Raw genomic sequence first — 16,422 nt, 5'->3', positions numbered from 1 at the left:
TATTCACTCCTTTTATGGTTGCTCTACCGCAATGCGCGGCGCGTTAAGTTCCTGAATCAGTTCATCAAGAGACTGCAAAATATTGCTCGCCCAAAAACGCCCTTCATTGGTCAGGCGTACACAGGTGCTGGCATCTCGCGTCAGTCCTGCGTGATGCCATTGGGTCAGTAGCGGGGCCAGTTTTTGTGCATGAGGGGTCAGCTCATCCAGCGGAATGCGGGCCGTCTCAATACCGGCCTGGAGAGTGTGTCGCCACTGGAAACCACGCTCGGCGGTGCGCATCATCATCATTAGCGGTTTTTTTCCGGCGGCGATAGATTCATGCCATGTATTCAGGTTGCGCTCGACCATCCAGGAATAGCCATTGACTGACCCTCCTGCGCCAGAGCCGAATGCCAGACAGTCTGCACCCTGTTTAATCAGCAGGTTGTACAGATTGCGTTCCCGTGTGGTACGCGCCCAGTGGCTGTTGCTGATGCAGCGCCAGCCCGCGCTGTCCATGAAATCGCAGCCCTGAAGATAGAGATCGCGGCGTTCGGCGGGAGAGGGAACGGTTGTGCGCCCGGTTTCAACCGCTTTGCCAAGCGGTGTATTAGGGATCAGATTCAGCGCATAAAGATCTACGCCGTCGAGGCCGATGTCGCGGGCAATCGCCAGATCCTCGCCCCACAGTTTTGCGTCTTGTCCTGGCAGACCAAACAGCAGATCGCACACCACGGCGGCACGATCTCGTTTTACCAGTCCCTGCATAAAGGCCGTCGCGGTCGGGCCGTCCGAAGTACGCGCCATTTTCTTGCGGATTCGGCTGTTAAAAGACTGAATACCGATTGAAAATCTATTGGCGCCAGCGTCAAGGCAGGCATCAATTCGCGCATCGTCAAAATTGAGCACCCGTCCCTCAATGGTGATTTCGCAGTCCGGCGCCAACGGTAGCTTGTCACGCAGCGCGGTAATGATTCTGGCCAGGTCCTGTGCAGACAGCGCAGAAGGCGTACCGCCGCCAAAATAGACGGCGTGAATGGGGGCCGACTGATGTAATGCGCTATCAGCTTCCATCTCTATTTCGCGCAACAGCGCGTTGGTGTAGAGGGCGCAGTTGTCTTCTTCAAATCGGTTTTGATAAAAACCGCAGAAAGTACAATGTGTTGCACAAAAAGGAATATGCAAGTACACCAGCCGTTTACGCGGTGGGGTTGGCTGGTTGATGACCTCCTGCCAGGTCTGTGACAATAGCTCTTTGGCAACCGGGATCGCCCCACGCCAGGGCATCGTGGCGCGGCGATCCTTAAATGGCTGACTTCCCTCGAGCGCAAAATGCGCGGTGAGATCCAGCGAATGTTCAGTTTTCATTCTTCTTAATAAATCCAGTTAGTGAGGCCAGAATTGCTGGTGCAGGGCTTCAACCGCATCGGCGACGCGTGGTCCCATTCCCAGAATCAGCGCCTGGTCTACCGCCACAATGCGCTGGTTTTTCCAGGCCGCAGTGTGGGTAATACCGGCAATCGCGCTCAGGCGAGCCAGACCGCCATCGACCATTTGCGACGTCACCACGATCACCTCCGGGTTGGCGGCGATCAGTGACTCCGCGCTGTAGCTTTTATACTGCGCATGGGTGGCGACATTTTGTGCGCCTGCGAGGGTCATAATGGCATCGGCAACGCTGCCTTTTCCGGCGATCTGAGGTGCGCTGCCGCCAGCAGAGAGAATGAACATGGCTTTGACCGGCGCGTTTTTCGCCGCCACGCTGTGCTTAATACGCTCCAGACGTTGCTGCAGGCGATTGACTAGCGCCTCACCTTGGTCAGGAATGTGCAGTGTTGTAGCCAGTTCTCGAATGTTGGCGTACATCTGTTCGACGGTGGCCGGTACGCGCGGCAACGTCACGACGTTAACCTTTTGCGCCCGCAACTGATCCAACACGATTTGGGGACCTGCATCCTGCCAGGTGATAAAACTGTCCGGATGGAGCGACAAAATGCCCTCGCTGCTTAACTGCTTCCAGTAGCCGATATGCGGGAGTGCGGCAGTTTCGGGCGGATACGAGGTGGTTTCATCAACGCCAACCACCCGGTTGCCGACGCCCATGGCGTATACCAGTTCACTAAGCGAGCCGCCCGCCACCACCAGGCGGTCGGCGGACTGGGCACTGAAAACGCAGGCGAGGCTCAGTAAGCCAATCATGAGTTTTTTCATCGTCAGAAATTCCACGCAAAGCCAACGGCGGCATTGAAACCAGCATCTGGAATAGATTCATGTGCGGTTCTGTAACGCTTATCGGTCAGGTTGTTGAGCGCGAGGTTGACCTGATACTGGTCCTGCGGACCGAACTCGGTGTTGAATGCGAGGTTAAGTGTGGCCCAGCCTGGGTAGTTGATTTCCGTGGTGCCGGTATTATCTTTAGCGCTGGACGCCGCGCGGATAAAGGCATCGGACGTCACGTTAGCGACATTCATCAACCAGGTATGTTTCAGGCCGACACGCCCGGTCAGCGTGGGTTCGCCGGTATCCCAGGTTTTTAGGGTATTGCCTTCGTACTGACGGCGAATGAGATTACCGCTCAGGTAAGGTGAAACCGCCCAGCCGTTGTATTCTGCGGTGAGTTCCATGCCCCAGGTTTTGGCCCGATCGATGTTTTCGTAGTAGTAATAGCCGCCCCGTGAAGAGGTGGTATTACCGCTGCAAACGGGTTGGCCTGAACAGGCCAGGCTGGCGATATAGTCTTTGGCTTCGGAGTAATAAATGGCGCCGTCAATCAGCCACATATTCCCTTTATACCGTGCGCCCAGCTCATAGTTATTCGAGTGTTCCGCCTTCAGGTTTGGGTTGCCGTAGGTCACGCTTCCGCCTGCGGACGTCTGCATAAACAGCTGAGTCAGCGTGGGGAAAACATAGCCCTGGGCATATGCTGCCCGGAGTTCAAGATCTTTAAAACCGGAATAGCGTAGGCTGGTTGAGGTCACCAGTTCATCATCGTGTACTGAATTTCCCCCGGTGGAATGCCAGGTGCTGCCGCTGCTTTGCAGGGTTTGCGTATCGTTGCGATTGAGCTTCGAAGACAGCCAGTACTGGCGTGCGCCTACGGTCCAGGTCCAGTCATCGGCAAAGCGCCAGTCGTTTTGCGCGAACAATGAGGTGTTGCTTTGCTCCGCTTCGTTGTATGACAGGGTGCGGGTTTGCGTATCGAAGAAGCCGGTAGCTGCGGTCTGGCGCGTACTGCCGTCCGTGTCCTGTTTGATTTTGTCATGCTGATATTGAGTGCCAATCACCAGCTCGTTGTTCGCGGGAAGGGAGAAATTGCCCTGCAGCGTTACCCCCTGGGTATACTGTTTGTCGTTGGTATTGGTTTGATTGTTTATCGTCAGCGCTTTAATCGCCGGGCTGGGGATTACCTGAGTCGTTTTGACCCGGTTTTCAAATTTGCGCTCTATTGTCTGGGTGTATGCGTCAACATGGATTTTCTTCAGGTAATCCCCGCCAGCCGCGTAGTCGTAGAAAAGACCGATTTTCTCGCGTTCCAGCTTAGGTATTTTGACGCTAAAGTCGTCGAACTGGCCCTCTGGATCGTCAAACCAGGTTTGAGTAGACAGTTTGTAACGATCGAGGGAGAGTCCGATTTTATGGCGATCGAAATTGTAGCCAAGCCACACGCCCTGGCCGTTATTACGGAAATTGGTGTCGGGCAATCTCCCGTCAGGCGTATCGCGGTCCCCCTGGTCGGAGTAGCTGCCATTGATGCGGTAGTCAAAGTTTCCGATGCTGCCCCAGGCTGCTGCTGACTCTTCCCATCCTGCCGTTGCGGAGTTATAAACGGCCTTAACGCTGCCGCCGAGAGGCTTATCGCCGCCTTTTTTCGTAATAAAGTTTACGACACCGCCAATCGCCTGCGAACCGTAAAGGACAGAGTAGGGGCCTTTTACTACTTCAATCCGTTCCAGCGCGGATTCGTCAATCAGCAAACCGGCTCCGTAGTTTTGCCCGGCGCGCTGGTAGCTGACGACCTGGCCGTCGATCAAAATCAGCACCCGCGAAGAGGCTTCGCCACGGATACGAATTTGTTTCCGGCCAGCGAGGGCGTTATCGGTGACTTCGACACCGGGAATATCTTGTAAATCATCAGCAATAGAAACGCTGGTGGAGTTTTGCAGCGTCTGGCGATCGATAACCTGAATAGTTGCCGGGCTATCCCAGAGACTACTTTCAGAGCGGTTAGCCGTGACGATCACCGTATCATCGTCGGGCGTTGAAGCGTGTGTTGTAGAGGTAGCTGCAGAAGCAGCGCCGGACATGCATAATGTCAGGGCTGAAAGAATAAATGGCCTTTGGTTAATCCGTGGCAACATAAGAGAACCTTTATTAAATGTAAATGATCATCATTATCATTCGCATTTGTATATAAAAATGTTTCCCTTTGTTCAATATGAAAGATGCATAACCAATATATCTTTTGATTTGAGTCAATTTTGTACGGTCAATAAATACTGAAATGTGATCTGTGTCGGGTATAACAATGTGAATAGAAAGGATTTATTCATCTCTTTGTTGGCTTAAAATGTGCAGAGTTCTCGGGTAAATGATTACGGCAATCTGGGCTATAATGTGGCTTAGCACCAACAAGCACCGCGGGGGAAATGTGAATATTAGCGATGTTGCGAAAAAAACCGGTTTAACCAGCAAAGCCATTCGCTTTTATGAAGAGAAAGGGCTGGTGACGCCGCCGCTGCGTAGTGACAATGGCTATCGCACTTACAACCAACAGCATCTGAATGAACTGACGTTGCTGCGTCAGGCGCGGCAGGTTGGATTTAATCTGGAAGAGTGCGGCGAGCTGGTAAACCTGTTTAACGATCCGGCGCGTCACAGCGCGGATGTGAAAAAGCGCACCCTGGAAAAGGTGGCGGATATTGAGCGGCATATCAGTGAGCTGCAGGCCATGCGCTTGCATTTACTGGCGCTGGCGGACAGTTGCCCGGGTGATGACAGCGCTGAATGTCCGATTATGGATAATCTCTCCGGCTGCTGCCATCACAAAGCGAAGGCTTAACGGCGAGAAGGATTAAGCATAAACACCACCGTACCGCGGTACCACGGAGATTTCTCAAGCTGCGCTTCAGCCAGTGGATCTCGGCTACCGTTTTGCACCAGTCCCAGCTTAAATGGAATGCGCAGGCGGCTCAGCGCGGGTAGATACGCCTGATAATTCGTCACCGTGCGACGCCCCTGATAGCTTTGCACCACCAGTTCATCGACCGCCAACGCGTTCAGCGTAGCGACGTCGCCCGTTTTTGCCCAATCCAGTAGTCCGGTTACGCCTAGCGCAAACTCGGCCGGGAGCTGTTGGCGCAGTTGCTGCAGAAAGCGGGCGTAGTCGGTCAGTTGATGGGTCGCTGCGTCAAAATCAACCTGCAGGCCGACGACGTTATTCCCGGCGGTCTGCCAGCGCTGCATCAACCGTATGATACGCGCCGGGATCTCTTCCGGTACGTCGAGAGTGGTAAAGCGTACGGTCAGCCAGATTGAGGGAAAAGACAGACGACTGACCGGCAGTCCGAGGCGCTGGAACACCACGTTACCGGAACGAACCAGTACCTCGCCCTGGTGCAGATAAACCGTTTGCGCGTCTTTCAGCTCGTAACTTGCTTTCACCCCAGACCACAGCCAGAAGGCTGAATGTTCACGGGCGGCGACGATATCCGCCGCCTGTGCCTGGCCGAGAAGCAGTGCGGTTACCAGTAATATTTGAGTTTTTGCGCCCACGGGCTTCCCGGATACTGCGTTTTCAGTTGGGTGAACCAGCCCTTACGCTGCAATTTGTCCACGTCTTCTCCGCCACATTCGTTAGCGCCTGATGGCGCATAGCACATGATGGCGCGATACAGCGCGAAGCTCTTATCTTCGACTTCCGCGGTGGGTGAGGTGATTACCTGCTGATAGTAGCTCTGCCTGTCGAACTGGCCGAACGGTTTCTTACGCGAAATAGCTGATTCAAGCACGTCGTTGCCAGCGCTGTTTTTCCACAGATCGACATGTGTTTGCGTGGTGCGGAAGAATTCGCCAAGGCAGTTCAGCGCGTGAGCATCATCCGCTTTTTTGCTCAATACCGTTACCGTTTCATTGAGGCTGCGGCACGTATAACCCGCCTGCGCCGTGTCGCCATTCCAGTCGAATATGCTCAGGTTAACGTCAGCAAACGCTTCGCCAATGACCGGTGATGTAATCGCGCTGGCCAGTTTTCTGTCAGTAAGCCAGTCGCCAAAACGATTCTCTGTAAGATCCCGCACCAGCAGCGTATGCAACGCAATGGTACGCTCTTCGTTATTCGGGCCATGAACGGCCTGCTGGCGCAGCAGTTCTGGCGTGGCCTGCGTTTTCAGCACCTGCGAACGAAAGCGCAGGTTGGTCACCGCGCTATTCGGTGCGAAAACCGCTGCCACGTCGCCGCTATACACCAGCGTGGCGGCAAGCTTAGCCTGTACATATTGCTGCTGTTCGTTATCCTGGCTGAGTTTTAACAACTGCTGCCAGAAATTGCGCGCCTCGGCCCATTTTTTCTGGCCCATCAACGCTTCGCCGTACAGCACCTGTTCGCTGAAGGCGAGGGTATCGTGAGCGGCAAGTTTCTGCGCTGGCGTAACTGCCTGAATAATTGCCGCGTAGTTGCCCGTTGCCAGCCACAGATTCAGTTGCAGATCGCGCCATAGCGGCAGTTTTTGGCTTTGTTCAAACACCGGTTTGCTGGCGTCGAGCTGTGCCTGCGTCAGCGTCGGTTTGTTATTGTTATCCAGGCGCAGCGCGCGTAGTAGTTCGATATAGCTGACTCGCGGCGCGTCGGGGAAGGGCTCAACGACGGACTGGTCGTAGAACGCCATGCCATAGACATTATCGTATTCGATGACATTTTCGCGCAGTTGCCGTGCGTCTGCCGACTGCTTCAGCGTCTGTTCATACAACCCGGCCAGCTGCGGCCATGACTGTAAATACCAGTTGATGCGACGCAACATGCCTCGTGAAGAGTCAGCGTAGAGTCCTTGGGGAAAACGCTGCAGATAGGCCTGCGCCAACTCTTGAGCCTGAGTGGCATCCTCGCGGTTAATTTTCGCAATATCAAAATCGCCGTACTCGCCCACGCTGTTCTGACTGCTCTTGTTCAACGCCGTGCGCATCAGCATGTATTGCGCGGTCTCTGCTAACCACGGACGGTCGCTTGTAGCAAGCTGAGTGAAATCCCGTTCGGCACTGGCATAATCACCGGCATAGAAACTGGCGGCTGCTGCCAGATAGCTTTTATAGGGCAGAGCTTGAGAATCTGCCGGGAAGGTGGCAAGAGAAGACTCAATTTGCTCGCGGGTTGCCCCAGAAAGCAGTCCTGTACGCGCCTGGGCTAAAGCCTGACGCTGTTCCGTTGTTAATGTGGAATCGGCCAACAGCGCGGCAAAAAAGGCGCTAACGCTCCCGGCGTTATTCGAAACATGACGGTTCTCTAGCTCAGCGTCATTGATGTTTATTTCGTCGGCGCTAATGTTCAGCTCAGCCATCTGTCGCGAGAGAGGGCTGTCCGCGGCGGATACCTGAGCAGCCGCTGTATGCGGGGCTGCCTCATCCCATTGCGGGTGATAGGCAAAATAGAAATCGCGGGAGCGAGTGATGTCTGCGGGCATCGACTGTACGGGCAGAACAAATGATTTTTCCTGGCTCAGCAGCCGCAGCAGGTTGTCGCGGCTGTCGTTTTCAGGGTTAAAGGTCGGCGTTCCCTTCAGCAGGCAGCTGTCGTCGCTCCATTTGCAGTCTTCCATATCGAACGAAGCGAATGCCTGCGGGGCGGCGGTCAGCAATGTGCAAAGGGCAAAGGCAAGGGGTGTCTTCCTGACCATAGTCTTATTTCCTGTCTTTTTAGTGTGATACCGCTTTTATAATCAGGGTGATTCCCTCAACGGCAATGACTTCAACCTGCGTTCCGGCGCTCAAATCGTCACGGGCGCTAACGGGCCAGGAACTGTCGCCGACGCGCATATGTCCGCGACCATTGACCAGGTTAGTTTCCAGAGTAAATCGACGGCCAACTAACTGTTGTCCACGTTGGTTAAGATGGCTGTCGGCCGGCTGCTGCTCCTGAACGCGTCTTGCCAGCCACTTCCACCACAGCCAGGCCGCCAGCAGGGTGAGGGCGGCGAACATCGCCCCCTGCCACGCCCAGTCTAGCGGAACGAGCCAGACGACCAGACCGGTAATCACCGCTGCCACGCCGCTCCACAGCAGATAACCGTTGCCGCCCAGCATCTCGGCGGCCAGTAACAGACCACCGAGGCTGAGCCAGAAGATATGCGGGTGCACCAGAATCATCGCTATCATGATTTTTTCCGCTCGCTGGCGCTGTCCTTAACCAGTTCGGCGATCCCGGCAATGGAGCCCATCAGGCTGCTGGCATCCAGCGGCATCATCACCACTTTGCTGTTATTCGACGAGCCGATATGCTGCAGCGCTTCAGTGTATTTCTGAGCCACGAAGTAGTTCACGGCCTGAATATCCCCGGCGGCAATGGCTTCAGACACCATCTGTGTTGCGCGGGCTTCTGCCTCTGCGGAACGTTCACGCGCTTCAGCCTGTAAAAATGCGGACTGACGTTCACCTTCCGCGATGAGGATTTTCGACTGCTTCTCACCTTCGGCCTTGACGATTTCCGCCTGGCGGATCCCTTCGGCTTCCAGAATGTAGGCGCGCTTGGTACGTTCGGCTTTCATCTGCGCGTTCATGGCGTCAATCAGTTCCGCCGGTGGACGCACGTCACGAATCTCAATACGGGTGATTTTGATGCCCCAGGGATTGGTGGCCTCATCAACAATATGCAGCAGGCGCGTGTTGATGTTGTCACGCTGGGAGAGCATTTCATCGAGCTCCATCGAGCCGAGAACAGTACGAATGTTGGTCATGGTCAGGTTGATGATCGCCAGTTCCAGGTTGCTGACTTCATATGCGGCTTTCGGCGCGTCGATCACCTGAATAAAGCACACAGCATCAATCGAGACGTTGGCGTTATCTTTGGAGATGACTTCCTGAGAGGGGATATCAAGCACCTGTTCCATCATATTGATCTTACGACCAATGCGGTCCATGAACGGTACAACAAGGCTTAAACCCGGTTGCAGGGTTTTGGTGTAACGGCCAAAACGCTCTACCGTCCACTGATATCCCTGCGGGACGATTTTGACGCCTGCGCCGACGATCACCAGCGCGACAAAAATAAGAATAGGAATAAAAATGAGCATTGATGAAACCTCCTGTTGTGCTGTCCTTTACTGCCTCATTAGTCAAATTATACCCGATTTATCAAGGTAGGCTCCCCTATAATAAATTACAGGGATAGACTATCTGCACGAAAGATGTAAAAAGGGATTGGTAATGGAAGAAAGCAGCATTCTGCTTCAGTTAAAAAATGTCGCATGGCAGGCAGGGGCGACGCAGGTTCTTAATAACATCTGTTTTGATCTCCGCGCCGGAGAATTTAAGCTGATTACCGGCCAGTCCGGCTGCGGTAAAAGTACGTTACTCAAGATAGTCGCGTCGTTAATTAGCCCGAGTTCTGGTGAAATCCTTTTTGAGGGTAAGGAGATATCAACGCTTAAGCCTGAAGCTTATCGCCAGCAGGTCTCTTATTGCGCGCAAACGCCCGCTTTGTTTGGTGACACCGTTTACGACAATCTCATTTTCCCCTGGCAAATTCGCGACAAACGTCCGGATCCGGATGTGTTTCTGGCCGATCTGGCCCGCTTTGAGTTACCCGAGACGATCCTCAAAAAAAATATCAATGAGCTATCCGGCGGCGAAAAGCAGCGCGTCTCGTTAATTCGTAATTTGCAGTTTCTGCCGAAAATTCTGCTGCTTGATGAAATCACCAGCGCGCTGGATGAATCCAACAAGCGTAATGTGAACGAATTAATTCACCACTATGTTCGCGATAAGAATATTGCTGTGCTGTGGGTGACGCATGACAAAGATGAAATTGATCATGCGGATAACGTCATAACCCTTCAACCGCACGCCGGTGAAATGCAGGAAGTCAGCAATGAACGAGCATAATATTACCAATGAATCCCTGGCGTTAGCGATGATGCTGGTGGTGGTCGCGATACTGATCAGCAACAAAGAAAAGCTGGCGCTGGAAAAAGATATTCTCTGGAGCGTTTGCCGGGCAGTGGTTCAGCTTATTATCGTGGGCTACGTGCTGAAATATATTTTCGGCGTCAACCATAGCATTCTGACCTTATTGATGGTGCTGTTTATCTGCTTTAACGCGGCCTATAACGCGCAAAAACGCAGTAAATATATTGATAAAGCTTTTCTCTCGTCGTTTATTGCTATTACGGTGGGAGCGGGGCTAACGCTTTCGGTGCTGGTTCTTTCAGGCTCTATCGAGTTCACGCCGATGCAGGTCATCCCGATCTCCGGCATGATTGCAGGCAATGCGATGGTGGCGGTGGGGCTGTGTTACAACAATTTGGGGCAGCGGTTTAACAGCGAGCAGCAGCAAATTCAGGAAAAACTCAGCCTCGGCGCAACGCCGAAGGTGGCTTCTGCACCGCTTATTCGCGACAGCATTCGCGCCTCGCTGATCCCGACGATTGATTCAGCGAAGACCGTAGGGCTGGTGAGTTTACCGGGAATGATGTCAGGACTGATCTTTGCAGGTATTGACCCGGTAAAAGCAATTAAGTATCAGATTATGGTGACGTTTATGCTGCTTTCGACCGCCAGCCTGTCGACCATTATCGCCTGCTACTTAACCTATCGAAAATTCTATAACTCACGTCACCAATTAGTGGTAACGCCATTAAAGAAACCGTAATGTGATGCCGTATGGCGGCTACCGCCATATCCGGCCGACGGGAATGAGGTGTTGGTTGTGTTTGTAGGCCCGATAAGCGTAGCGCCATCGGGCATGATGAACCAATTAGTACAACAGCGCGTACAGCTGACGGCGATACTTCGAGGCCAGCGCATCACCGGTACCCAGTGCGGCAAGGATCTCCTGGAAAGTCTTACGTGCCTGACCATCGGCAGCCGTAAGATCTTTCTTCAGGTGGCTGAACAGTAATTCCAGCGATTCCTCGTTACGTCCGACCTGGTGCAATTGAATAGCCAACTGCGTTGCCAGCGCGGCATCCTGCGGGTTGCTGGCAACCTGTTGCTGCAACTGTTGGATTTCCGGCGTATCCGCCGCCTGCTTCAGCAGTTCAATCTGTGCGACCAGCCCCTGATAACGGGTATCCTGATCCTGCAATGGAATTGTTTTCAGCACAGCTTCGGCTTCATCAGAACGGTTCAGGGCGATTTGCGTTTCCGCCAGCAGCAGACCGATTTCGCTGCTCAGGTTGGAGAGCTGCCAGGCTTCTTTCAGCAGCGGCAGCGCATCCGCGTGATTACCGGCTTCGATGAATTCGATAGCCTGGCGTGCTTTCAGCTCTTCTTCGCTCGGCAGCACTTTCTCCAGCAGCGCGCGAATAACCTCTTCCGGTTGCGGGCCCTGGAATCCATCTACCGGCTGACCGTTCTGGAACAGATAAACCGTAGGGATCGCGCGCAGACCAAACTGGGAGGCGATCATCTGCTCGGCGTCGCAGTCCAGCTTAGCGAGAATAAACTGACCGTTATACTGGGCGGCAAGGTTCTCCAGTACCGGCGTTAATTGCAGACAATGCTGGCTGCGCTCAGACCAAAAATAGAACAGGACCGGCGTGGTCATCGACTGTTCGAGGGTCTGCTGTAGGTTCGATTCGTTAATGTTAACAATATTCTGTGTGGACATGGAGTTACTCTCTTTTGTCGATTTCTTGTTACATGGGGGCTGACGCGCGAGCTTCAACTCAACCCTGTAAAATTTTGTCCATTATGCGGCCTGGCAACAGGCGTTTAAGCAGCATCACTGCCCAGGTCACCAGCGTAACCGGATAACGTAGCTTTGGTTTATCGCTCTCAAACGCATGACGCACTTTAGCGACAACCGCTTCTGGTCCCAGCGTAAAACGCGCGGCAATGCCGGGATTTTCAACGGGAGCATCGCTCTGGGTCTGGTTGACGTTTTCGGTAAAGCGGGTACGGATGGGGCCGGGTTCAATCAGGCTGACCTTAATCCCGCTGTGGCGCAGTTCCATACGCAGTGCGTCGGACCAGGCTTCCAGTGCATATTTGCTGGCGGCATAGGCGCCGCGTCCCGGCGTTGAGATCAATCCCATCACCGATGAGGTCATCACAATGCGCCCTTCGCCGTGGGGTAACATGGCAGGTAACAGGCGCATGGTAAGCTGATGTGCGCCAAAGAAGTTGGCGGAAAACTGCTGTTCCATCTGTTCGCGGCTGATGGTGGGCAGGGGACCATAGACACCGTATCCGGCGTTGTTAAAGATCCCATATAAACGATTATCGGTCAGGGCGATCACTTCATCGGCGGCACGATCCACGCTTTCGGGTGAATCCAGATCCAGCAACACGCCAGTGAATCCCATGCTGTTCATACGCGCGACATCGTCAGGTTTGCGACAGCCTGCCAGAATTTGAAAACCCTGGCGCTTTAGCTCAAGCGCGCTTTCCAGGCCGATTCCGCTGGAACATCCTGTTATTAAGACCGATTTTTGCATAACTTTACCTGTCAGGATCTCCGTTGTTTTATGAGTCGTGATTTACTAGAGGTGTGAGATGTTGCGCCATCCAGTCGGCGATAAACGGCTGGGCGTCACGGTTAGGATGAATACCATCATCCTGCATCCACTGGGGTTTCAGATAAACCTCTTCCATGAAAAATGGCAGCAGAGGGATATCAAACTCTTTGGCGAGCTTTGGATAAATCGCGCTAAAGGTTTCATTATAACGGCGACCGTAGTTTGCCGGCAGACGAATTTGCATCAGCAGTGGTTCGGCATTTGCCGCTTTTACGTCCTGCAGAATCGTGCGCAGGGTTTGTTCGGTTTGCGCAGGCGCGAAGCCGCGCAGGCCGTCGTTGCCGCCAAGTTCGACCAGCACCCAGCGCGGCTGGTGCTGCTTGAGTAATGCAGGCAGACGGGCCAGACCTTGCTGCGAGGTGTCGCCGCTAATGCTGGCATTCACCACCGGCGTTTTGGTTTGCCATTTATCATTAAGTAGCGCAGGCCACGCGGCGCTGGCGGACATTCGGTATCCGGCGCTCAGGCTGTCACCCAGAATTAATAACGTGTCCGCTGCGGCGGCGCGGAAAGTTAACAGGACCAGGAACAGGAAAGGCCAATGCCAGCGGAAAACATTGTTGAAGTTCATCATCTTAAGAAATCCGTCGGTCAGGGTGATCATGAGCTATCCATCCTTACCGGAGTTGAACTGGTTGTCAAACGCGCCGAGACCATTGCGTTGATTGGCGAGTCGGGATCGGGGAAATCTACGCTGCTGGCGATTCTCGCCGGGCTTGACGATGGCACCAGCGGTGAAGTCAGCCTGGTGGGGCAGGCGCTGCACACCATGGACGAAGAAGCCCGGGCGCAGCTGCGGGCGCGACACGTGGGTTTTGTCTTCCAGTCATTCATGTTAATTCCGACCCTCAACGCGCTGGAAAACGTCGAACTGCCCGCGCTGTTGCGCGGCGAAAATAGCGGAAAAAGCCGCGACGGGGCAAAAACGCTGCTCGAGCAACTTGGGCTGGGAAAACGTCTCGATCATCTTCCGGCCCAGCTTTCCGGCGGGGAGCAGCAGCGCGTGGCGCTGGCGCGAGCGTTTAACGGTCGCCCTGACGTGCTGTTTGCCGATGAACCAACGGGCAACCTCGATCGCCAGACCGGAGACAAAATAGCCGACCTGTTGTTTTCTCTGAACCGGGAACACGGCACCACCCTGATTCTGGTGACGCATGACCCGCAGTTGGCGGCGCGTTGCGACAGGCGCTTACGTCTGGTGAATGGACAGTTGCAGGAGGAGGCATGATTGCACGCTGGTTCTGGCGCGAATGGCGCTCGCCTTCACTACTGATTGTCTGGCTGGCACTGAGCCTGGCGGTAGCCTGTGTGCTGGCGCTGGGCAATATCAGCGATCGTATGGAAAAAGGGCTGAGCCAGCAAAGCCGTGAGTTTATGGCGGGCGATCGGTCGCTACAAAGTTCGCGTACCGTGCCGAAAGCGTGGATTGACGAGGCGCGACAGCGTGGCCTGAAGGTGGGCGAACAGCTCACCTTTGCCACCATGACTTTTGCCCGGGATACGCCGCAGCTGGCGAACGTCAAAGCGGTAGATGATGTGTATCCGATGTACGGCACACTGCAAACCAACCCGCCGGGACTGAAACCGCAGCCGGGCTCGGTGCTGCTGGCCCCACGTCTGATGGCGCTACTCAACTTAAAAGTCGGTGATTCCATCGACGTTGGCGATGCCACGCTGCGTATTGCCGGGGAGGTGGTGCAGGAGCCGGACTCTGGTTTTAATCCGTTCCAGATAGCACCGCGTCTGATGATGAACATGGCGGATGTCGAAAAAACGGCGGCGGTCCAGCCGGGAAGCCGCGTGACCTGGCGCTATAAATTTGGCGGGACGCCATCGCAACTGGAAGCCTATGAAAAGTGGCTGCTGCCACAGTTAAAGCCTGAACAGCGCTGGTATGGGCTGGAGCAGGATGAAGGGGCGCTGGGGAAATCACTTGAGCGTTCGCAACAGTTCTTGCTGCTTTCGGCGCTGTTAACGCTGTTGCTGGCGGTCGCCGCGGTTGCCGTGGCTATGAGCCATTATTGCCGCAGCCGTTACGATCTGGTGGCTATTCTGAAAACGCTCGGTGCGGGCAGAGCGCAACTGCGCAGGCTGATTGTTGGTCAATGGCTGATGGTGCTGGCGCTGTCTGGCGTGACCGGCGGGCTGTTCGGACTGTTATTCGAGCGCGTGCTGGTGCTGCTGCTCAAGCCGGTTCTGCCTGGAGAACTACCGCCTGCCAGCCCCTGGCCGTGGCTATGGGCACTAGGCACCATGACGGTGATTTCGCTATTTGTGGGGTTACGCCCTTACCGCCTGCTGCTGGCGACGCAGCCGCTGCGGGTGCTGCGCCGTGACGTGGTGGCAAACGTCTGGCCCCTGAAGTTTTATTTGCCAGTGGTCGTGATAGTCGTGATTGCACTGCTTGCTGGACTGATGGGCGGAAGTCCACTGCTGTGGGCGGTACTGGCTGGTGCGGTGGTACTGGCGCTGTTGTGCGGGGTGCTCGGCTGGATGCTGCTCAACGTGCTGCGTGGTCTGACGCTCTCCTCACTGCCGCTGCGTTTGGCGGTCAGTCGACTGTTACGCCAGCCGTGGTCAACGCTCAGCCAGCTATCGGCATTTTCGCTTTCCTTTATGCTGCTGGCGTTGTTACTGGTGCTGCGCGGCGATCTGCTCGACCGCTGGCAGCAGCAAATGCCACCGGAAAGCCCGAACTATTTCCTGATCAACATTGCCACCGAGCAGGTGGTTCCGCTGAAGGCTTTCTTGTCTGAGCATCAGGTGATCCCGGAATCGTTCTATCCGATTGTGCGGGCGCGTCTGACGGCGATCAATGAGAAGCCGACCGAAGGCAATCAGGATGAGGCGCTGAACCGCGAGCTTAACCTGACCTGGCAGGATACCCGACCGGATCATAACCCGATAACCGCCGGAAGCTGGCCGCCAAAAGCGGGCGAAGTGTCGATGGAAGAGGGGTTAGCGAAACGGCTGAACGTCAAACTCGGCGATCGGGTGACTTTTATGGGCGATACCCAGGATTTCAGCGCCACGGTCAGCAGTCTGCGCAAAGTGGACTGGGAAAGCCTGCGGCCCAACTTCTTCTTTATCTTCCCCTCCGGCGCGCTGGATGCTCAGCCGCAAAGCTGGTTAACCAGCTTTCGCTGGGAGAACGGCAACGGCATGCTAACGCAGCTTAACCGCGAATTCCCGACCATCAGCCTGCTGGATATTGGCGCCATCCTCAAACAGGTGAGCCAGGTGCTGGATCAGGTGAGCCGCGCACTGGAGGTGATGGTGGTACTGGTCACAGCCTGTGGCATGCTGCTGCTATTGGCGCAGGTCCAGGTCGGTATGCGTCAGCGTCATCAGGAGTTGGTGGTCTGGCGCACGCTGGGAGCAGGTAAGAAGCTGCTGCGTACCACGCTGTGGTGCGAGTTCGCCATGCTCGGGATGGTTGCCGGACTGGTGGCGGCCATCGGTGCGGAAACAGCGTTGGCGGTACTGCAAACCAAAGTGTTTGATTTCCCGTGGGAGCCAGACTGGCGACTGTGGGTAGTATTACCATTTAGTGGAGCATTGCTGCTCTCTTTATGCGGCGGATGGCTCGGTTCACGTCTGCTAAAAGGTAAAGCGCTGTTCCGTCAGTTCAGTAGTTAATTCATATTCGTGATGATTACGCACCGGTTTTAAAATCGGTGCGTCTTTTTTTCTATGTAGCACAAATTGATAACTC

15 protein-coding genes are annotated in these 16,422 nt (G+C 54.7%); 5 read left to right on the top strand and 10 right to left on the bottom strand.

Features of this window, described 5'->3' with window-relative positions; translation table 11 throughout:
- Nucleotides 1–12: 12 nt before the first annotated feature.
- Genes hutW through OGX83_RS11725 form a run of 3 tightly spaced genes read right to left on the bottom strand, consistent with a single transcriptional unit; the run spans nucleotide 13 to nucleotide 4,340 of the window.
- Nucleotides 13–1,350 (bottom strand): heme anaerobic degradation radical SAM methyltransferase ChuW/HutW, encoded by a 1,338-nt coding sequence (gene hutW / locus OGX83_RS11735; RefSeq protein WP_008783980.1) that lies wholly within the window; start codon nucleotides 1,348–1,350, stop codon nucleotides 13–15.
- 18 nt (nucleotides 1,351–1,368) lie between these two features.
- A complete protein-coding gene (locus OGX83_RS11730) occupies nucleotides 1,369–2,193 on the bottom strand; it encodes a heme/hemin ABC transporter substrate-binding protein (RefSeq protein ID WP_032942568.1) in 825 nt (274 codons plus the stop codon).
- A gap of 2 nt (nucleotides 2,194–2,195) precedes the next feature.
- Nucleotides 2,196–4,340, bottom strand: a complete 2,145-nt coding sequence (locus tag OGX83_RS11725) for a TonB-dependent receptor plug domain-containing protein (protein ID WP_100272827.1) — start codon at nucleotides 4,338–4,340, stop codon at nucleotides 2,196–2,198.
- A 290-nt stretch (nucleotides 4,341–4,630) separates the two neighbouring features.
- Here OGX83_RS11725 and cueR point away from each other — a divergent pair, with 290 nt between their 5' ends.
- Nucleotides 4,631–5,041: a Cu(I)-responsive transcriptional regulator gene (cueR, locus tag OGX83_RS11720; protein WP_008783984.1), complete on the top strand. Its 411-nt coding sequence runs from the start codon at nucleotides 4,631–4,633 to the stop codon at nucleotides 5,039–5,041.
- On the opposite strand, the gene OGX83_RS11715 is transcribed toward cueR, so the two are convergent.
- The 4 genes from OGX83_RS11715 to OGX83_RS11700 are packed head-to-tail and all read right to left on the bottom strand — an operon-like array spanning nucleotide 5,038 to nucleotide 9,260.
- Nucleotides 5,038–5,754, bottom strand: a complete 717-nt coding sequence (locus OGX83_RS11715; RefSeq protein WP_048235953.1) for a DUF3142 domain-containing protein — start codon at nucleotides 5,752–5,754, stop codon at nucleotides 5,038–5,040. The genes cueR and OGX83_RS11715 overlap by 4 nt on opposite strands.
- Nucleotides 5,724–7,868 carry a PA5441 family protein gene (locus OGX83_RS11710; protein ID WP_286588078.1) on the bottom strand — a complete coding sequence of 715 codons (2,145 nt, stop codon included), beginning with the start codon at nucleotides 7,866–7,868 and terminating at the stop codon, nucleotides 5,724–5,726. Before OGX83_RS11710 ends, OGX83_RS11715 begins: the two co-directional genes overlap by 31 nt.
- A 19-nt stretch (nucleotides 7,869–7,887) precedes the next feature.
- Nucleotides 7,888–8,346 (bottom strand): NfeD family protein, encoded by a 459-nt coding sequence (locus OGX83_RS11705; RefSeq protein ID WP_032942572.1) that lies wholly within the window; start codon nucleotides 8,344–8,346, stop codon nucleotides 7,888–7,890.
- Complete coding sequence (locus OGX83_RS11700; RefSeq protein ID WP_003831073.1) at nucleotides 8,343–9,260, bottom strand: SPFH domain-containing protein; 918 nt, start codon at nucleotides 9,258–9,260, stop codon at nucleotides 8,343–8,345. The genes OGX83_RS11705 and OGX83_RS11700 overlap by 4 nt, the downstream gene beginning before the upstream one ends.
- 133 nt (nucleotides 9,261–9,393) lie before the next feature.
- Here OGX83_RS11700 and fetA point away from each other — a divergent pair, with 133 nt between their 5' ends.
- Both fetA and fetB read left to right on the top strand, forming a co-directional pair.
- Entirely contained in the window at nucleotides 9,394–10,071 is a 678-nt protein-coding gene (gene fetA / locus OGX83_RS11695; protein ID WP_008783988.1) for an iron efflux ABC transporter ATP-binding subunit FetA, read from the top strand.
- On the top strand, nucleotides 10,058–10,837 hold the full coding sequence (fetB, locus tag OGX83_RS11690) for an iron efflux ABC transporter permease subunit FetB (RefSeq protein ID WP_008783989.1): 780 nt from the start codon (nucleotides 10,058–10,060) through the stop codon (nucleotides 10,835–10,837). Before fetA ends, fetB begins: the two co-directional genes overlap by 14 nt.
- A gap of 105 nt (nucleotides 10,838–10,942) precedes the next feature.
- Here the strand turns inward: fetB and OGX83_RS11685 are convergent, their stop codons facing one another.
- The 3 genes from OGX83_RS11685 to tesA are packed head-to-tail and all read right to left on the bottom strand — an operon-like array spanning nucleotide 10,943 to nucleotide 13,278.
- The gene (locus tag OGX83_RS11685; RefSeq protein ID WP_286588076.1) at nucleotides 10,943–11,797 is read right to left on the bottom strand and encodes a co-chaperone YbbN; all 855 of its coding nucleotides are present in this window, start codon (nucleotides 11,795–11,797) and stop codon (nucleotides 10,943–10,945) included.
- Nucleotides 11,798–11,855: 58 nt separating this feature from the next.
- Nucleotides 11,856–12,626 carry an SDR family oxidoreductase gene (locus OGX83_RS11680; protein WP_003835790.1) on the bottom strand — a complete coding sequence of 257 codons (771 nt, stop codon included), beginning with the start codon at nucleotides 12,624–12,626 and terminating at the stop codon, nucleotides 11,856–11,858.
- Between the two features lie 28 nt (nucleotides 12,627–12,654).
- The gene (tesA, locus tag OGX83_RS11675; RefSeq protein ID WP_032932667.1) at nucleotides 12,655–13,278 is read right to left on the bottom strand and encodes a multifunctional acyl-CoA thioesterase I/protease I/lysophospholipase L1; all 624 of its coding nucleotides are present in this window, start codon (nucleotides 13,276–13,278) and stop codon (nucleotides 12,655–12,657) included.
- On the opposite strand from tesA, the gene ybbA reads away from it, so the two are divergent.
- Both ybbA and ybbP read left to right on the top strand, forming a co-directional pair.
- On the top strand, nucleotides 13,249–13,935 hold the full coding sequence (ybbA, locus tag OGX83_RS11670; protein WP_008783992.1) for a putative ABC transporter ATP-binding protein YbbA: 687 nt from the start codon (nucleotides 13,249–13,251) through the stop codon (nucleotides 13,933–13,935). The genes tesA and ybbA overlap by 30 nt on opposite strands.
- Nucleotides 13,932–16,346: a putative ABC transporter permease subunit YbbP gene (gene ybbP, locus OGX83_RS11665; protein ID WP_286588075.1), complete on the top strand. Its 2,415-nt coding sequence runs from the start codon at nucleotides 13,932–13,934 to the stop codon at nucleotides 16,344–16,346. The genes ybbA and ybbP overlap by 4 nt, the downstream gene beginning before the upstream one ends.
- The last annotated feature ends 76 nt before the right edge of the window (nucleotides 16,347–16,422 follow it).

The organism is Citrobacter sp. Cpo074 (assembly GCF_030332745.1).
Taxonomy (GTDB): Bacteria; Pseudomonadota; Gammaproteobacteria; order Enterobacterales; family Enterobacteriaceae; genus Citrobacter; species Citrobacter portucalensis.
Note: the sequence above shows the minus strand (reverse complement) of the source record. Positions and strands in the feature narration are given on the sequence as shown.

Coding starts and splice junctions, on each gene's coding strand:
- hutW (WP_008783980.1), bottom strand. CDS start 1,350: ATGAAAACTGAACATTCGCTGGATCTCACCGCGCATTTTGCGCTCGAG.
- OGX83_RS11730 (WP_032942568.1), bottom strand. CDS start 2,193: ATGAAAAAACTCATGATTGGCTTACTGAGCCTCGCCTGCGTTTTCAGT.
- OGX83_RS11725 (WP_100272827.1), bottom strand. CDS start 4,340: ATGTTGCCACGGATTAACCAAAGGCCATTTATTCTTTCAGCCCTGACA.
- OGX83_RS11710 (WP_286588078.1), bottom strand. CDS start 7,868: ATGGTCAGGAAGACACCCCTTGCCTTTGCCCTTTGCACATTGCTGACC.
- OGX83_RS11705 (WP_032942572.1), bottom strand. CDS start 8,346: ATGATAGCGATGATTCTGGTGCACCCGCATATCTTCTGGCTCAGCCTC.
- OGX83_RS11700 (WP_003831073.1), bottom strand. CDS start 9,260: ATGCTCATTTTTATTCCTATTCTTATTTTTGTCGCGCTGGTGATCGTC.
- fetA (WP_008783988.1), top strand. CDS start 9,394: ATGGAAGAAAGCAGCATTCTGCTTCAGTTAAAAAATGTCGCATGGCAG.
- fetB (WP_008783989.1), top strand. CDS start 10,058: ATGAACGAGCATAATATTACCAATGAATCCCTGGCGTTAGCGATGATG.
- OGX83_RS11685 (WP_286588076.1), bottom strand. CDS start 11,797: ATGTCCACACAGAATATTGTTAACATTAACGAATCGAACCTACAGCAG.
- OGX83_RS11680 (WP_003835790.1), bottom strand. CDS start 12,626: ATGCAAAAATCGGTCTTAATAACAGGATGTTCCAGCGGAATCGGCCTG.
- ybbA (WP_008783992.1), top strand. CDS start 13,249: ATGCCAGCGGAAAACATTGTTGAAGTTCATCATCTTAAGAAATCCGTC.
- tesA (WP_032932667.1), bottom strand. CDS start 13,278: ATGAACTTCAACAATGTTTTCCGCTGGCATTGGCCTTTCCTGTTCCTG.
- ybbP (WP_286588075.1), top strand. CDS start 13,932: ATGATTGCACGCTGGTTCTGGCGCGAATGGCGCTCGCCTTCACTACTG.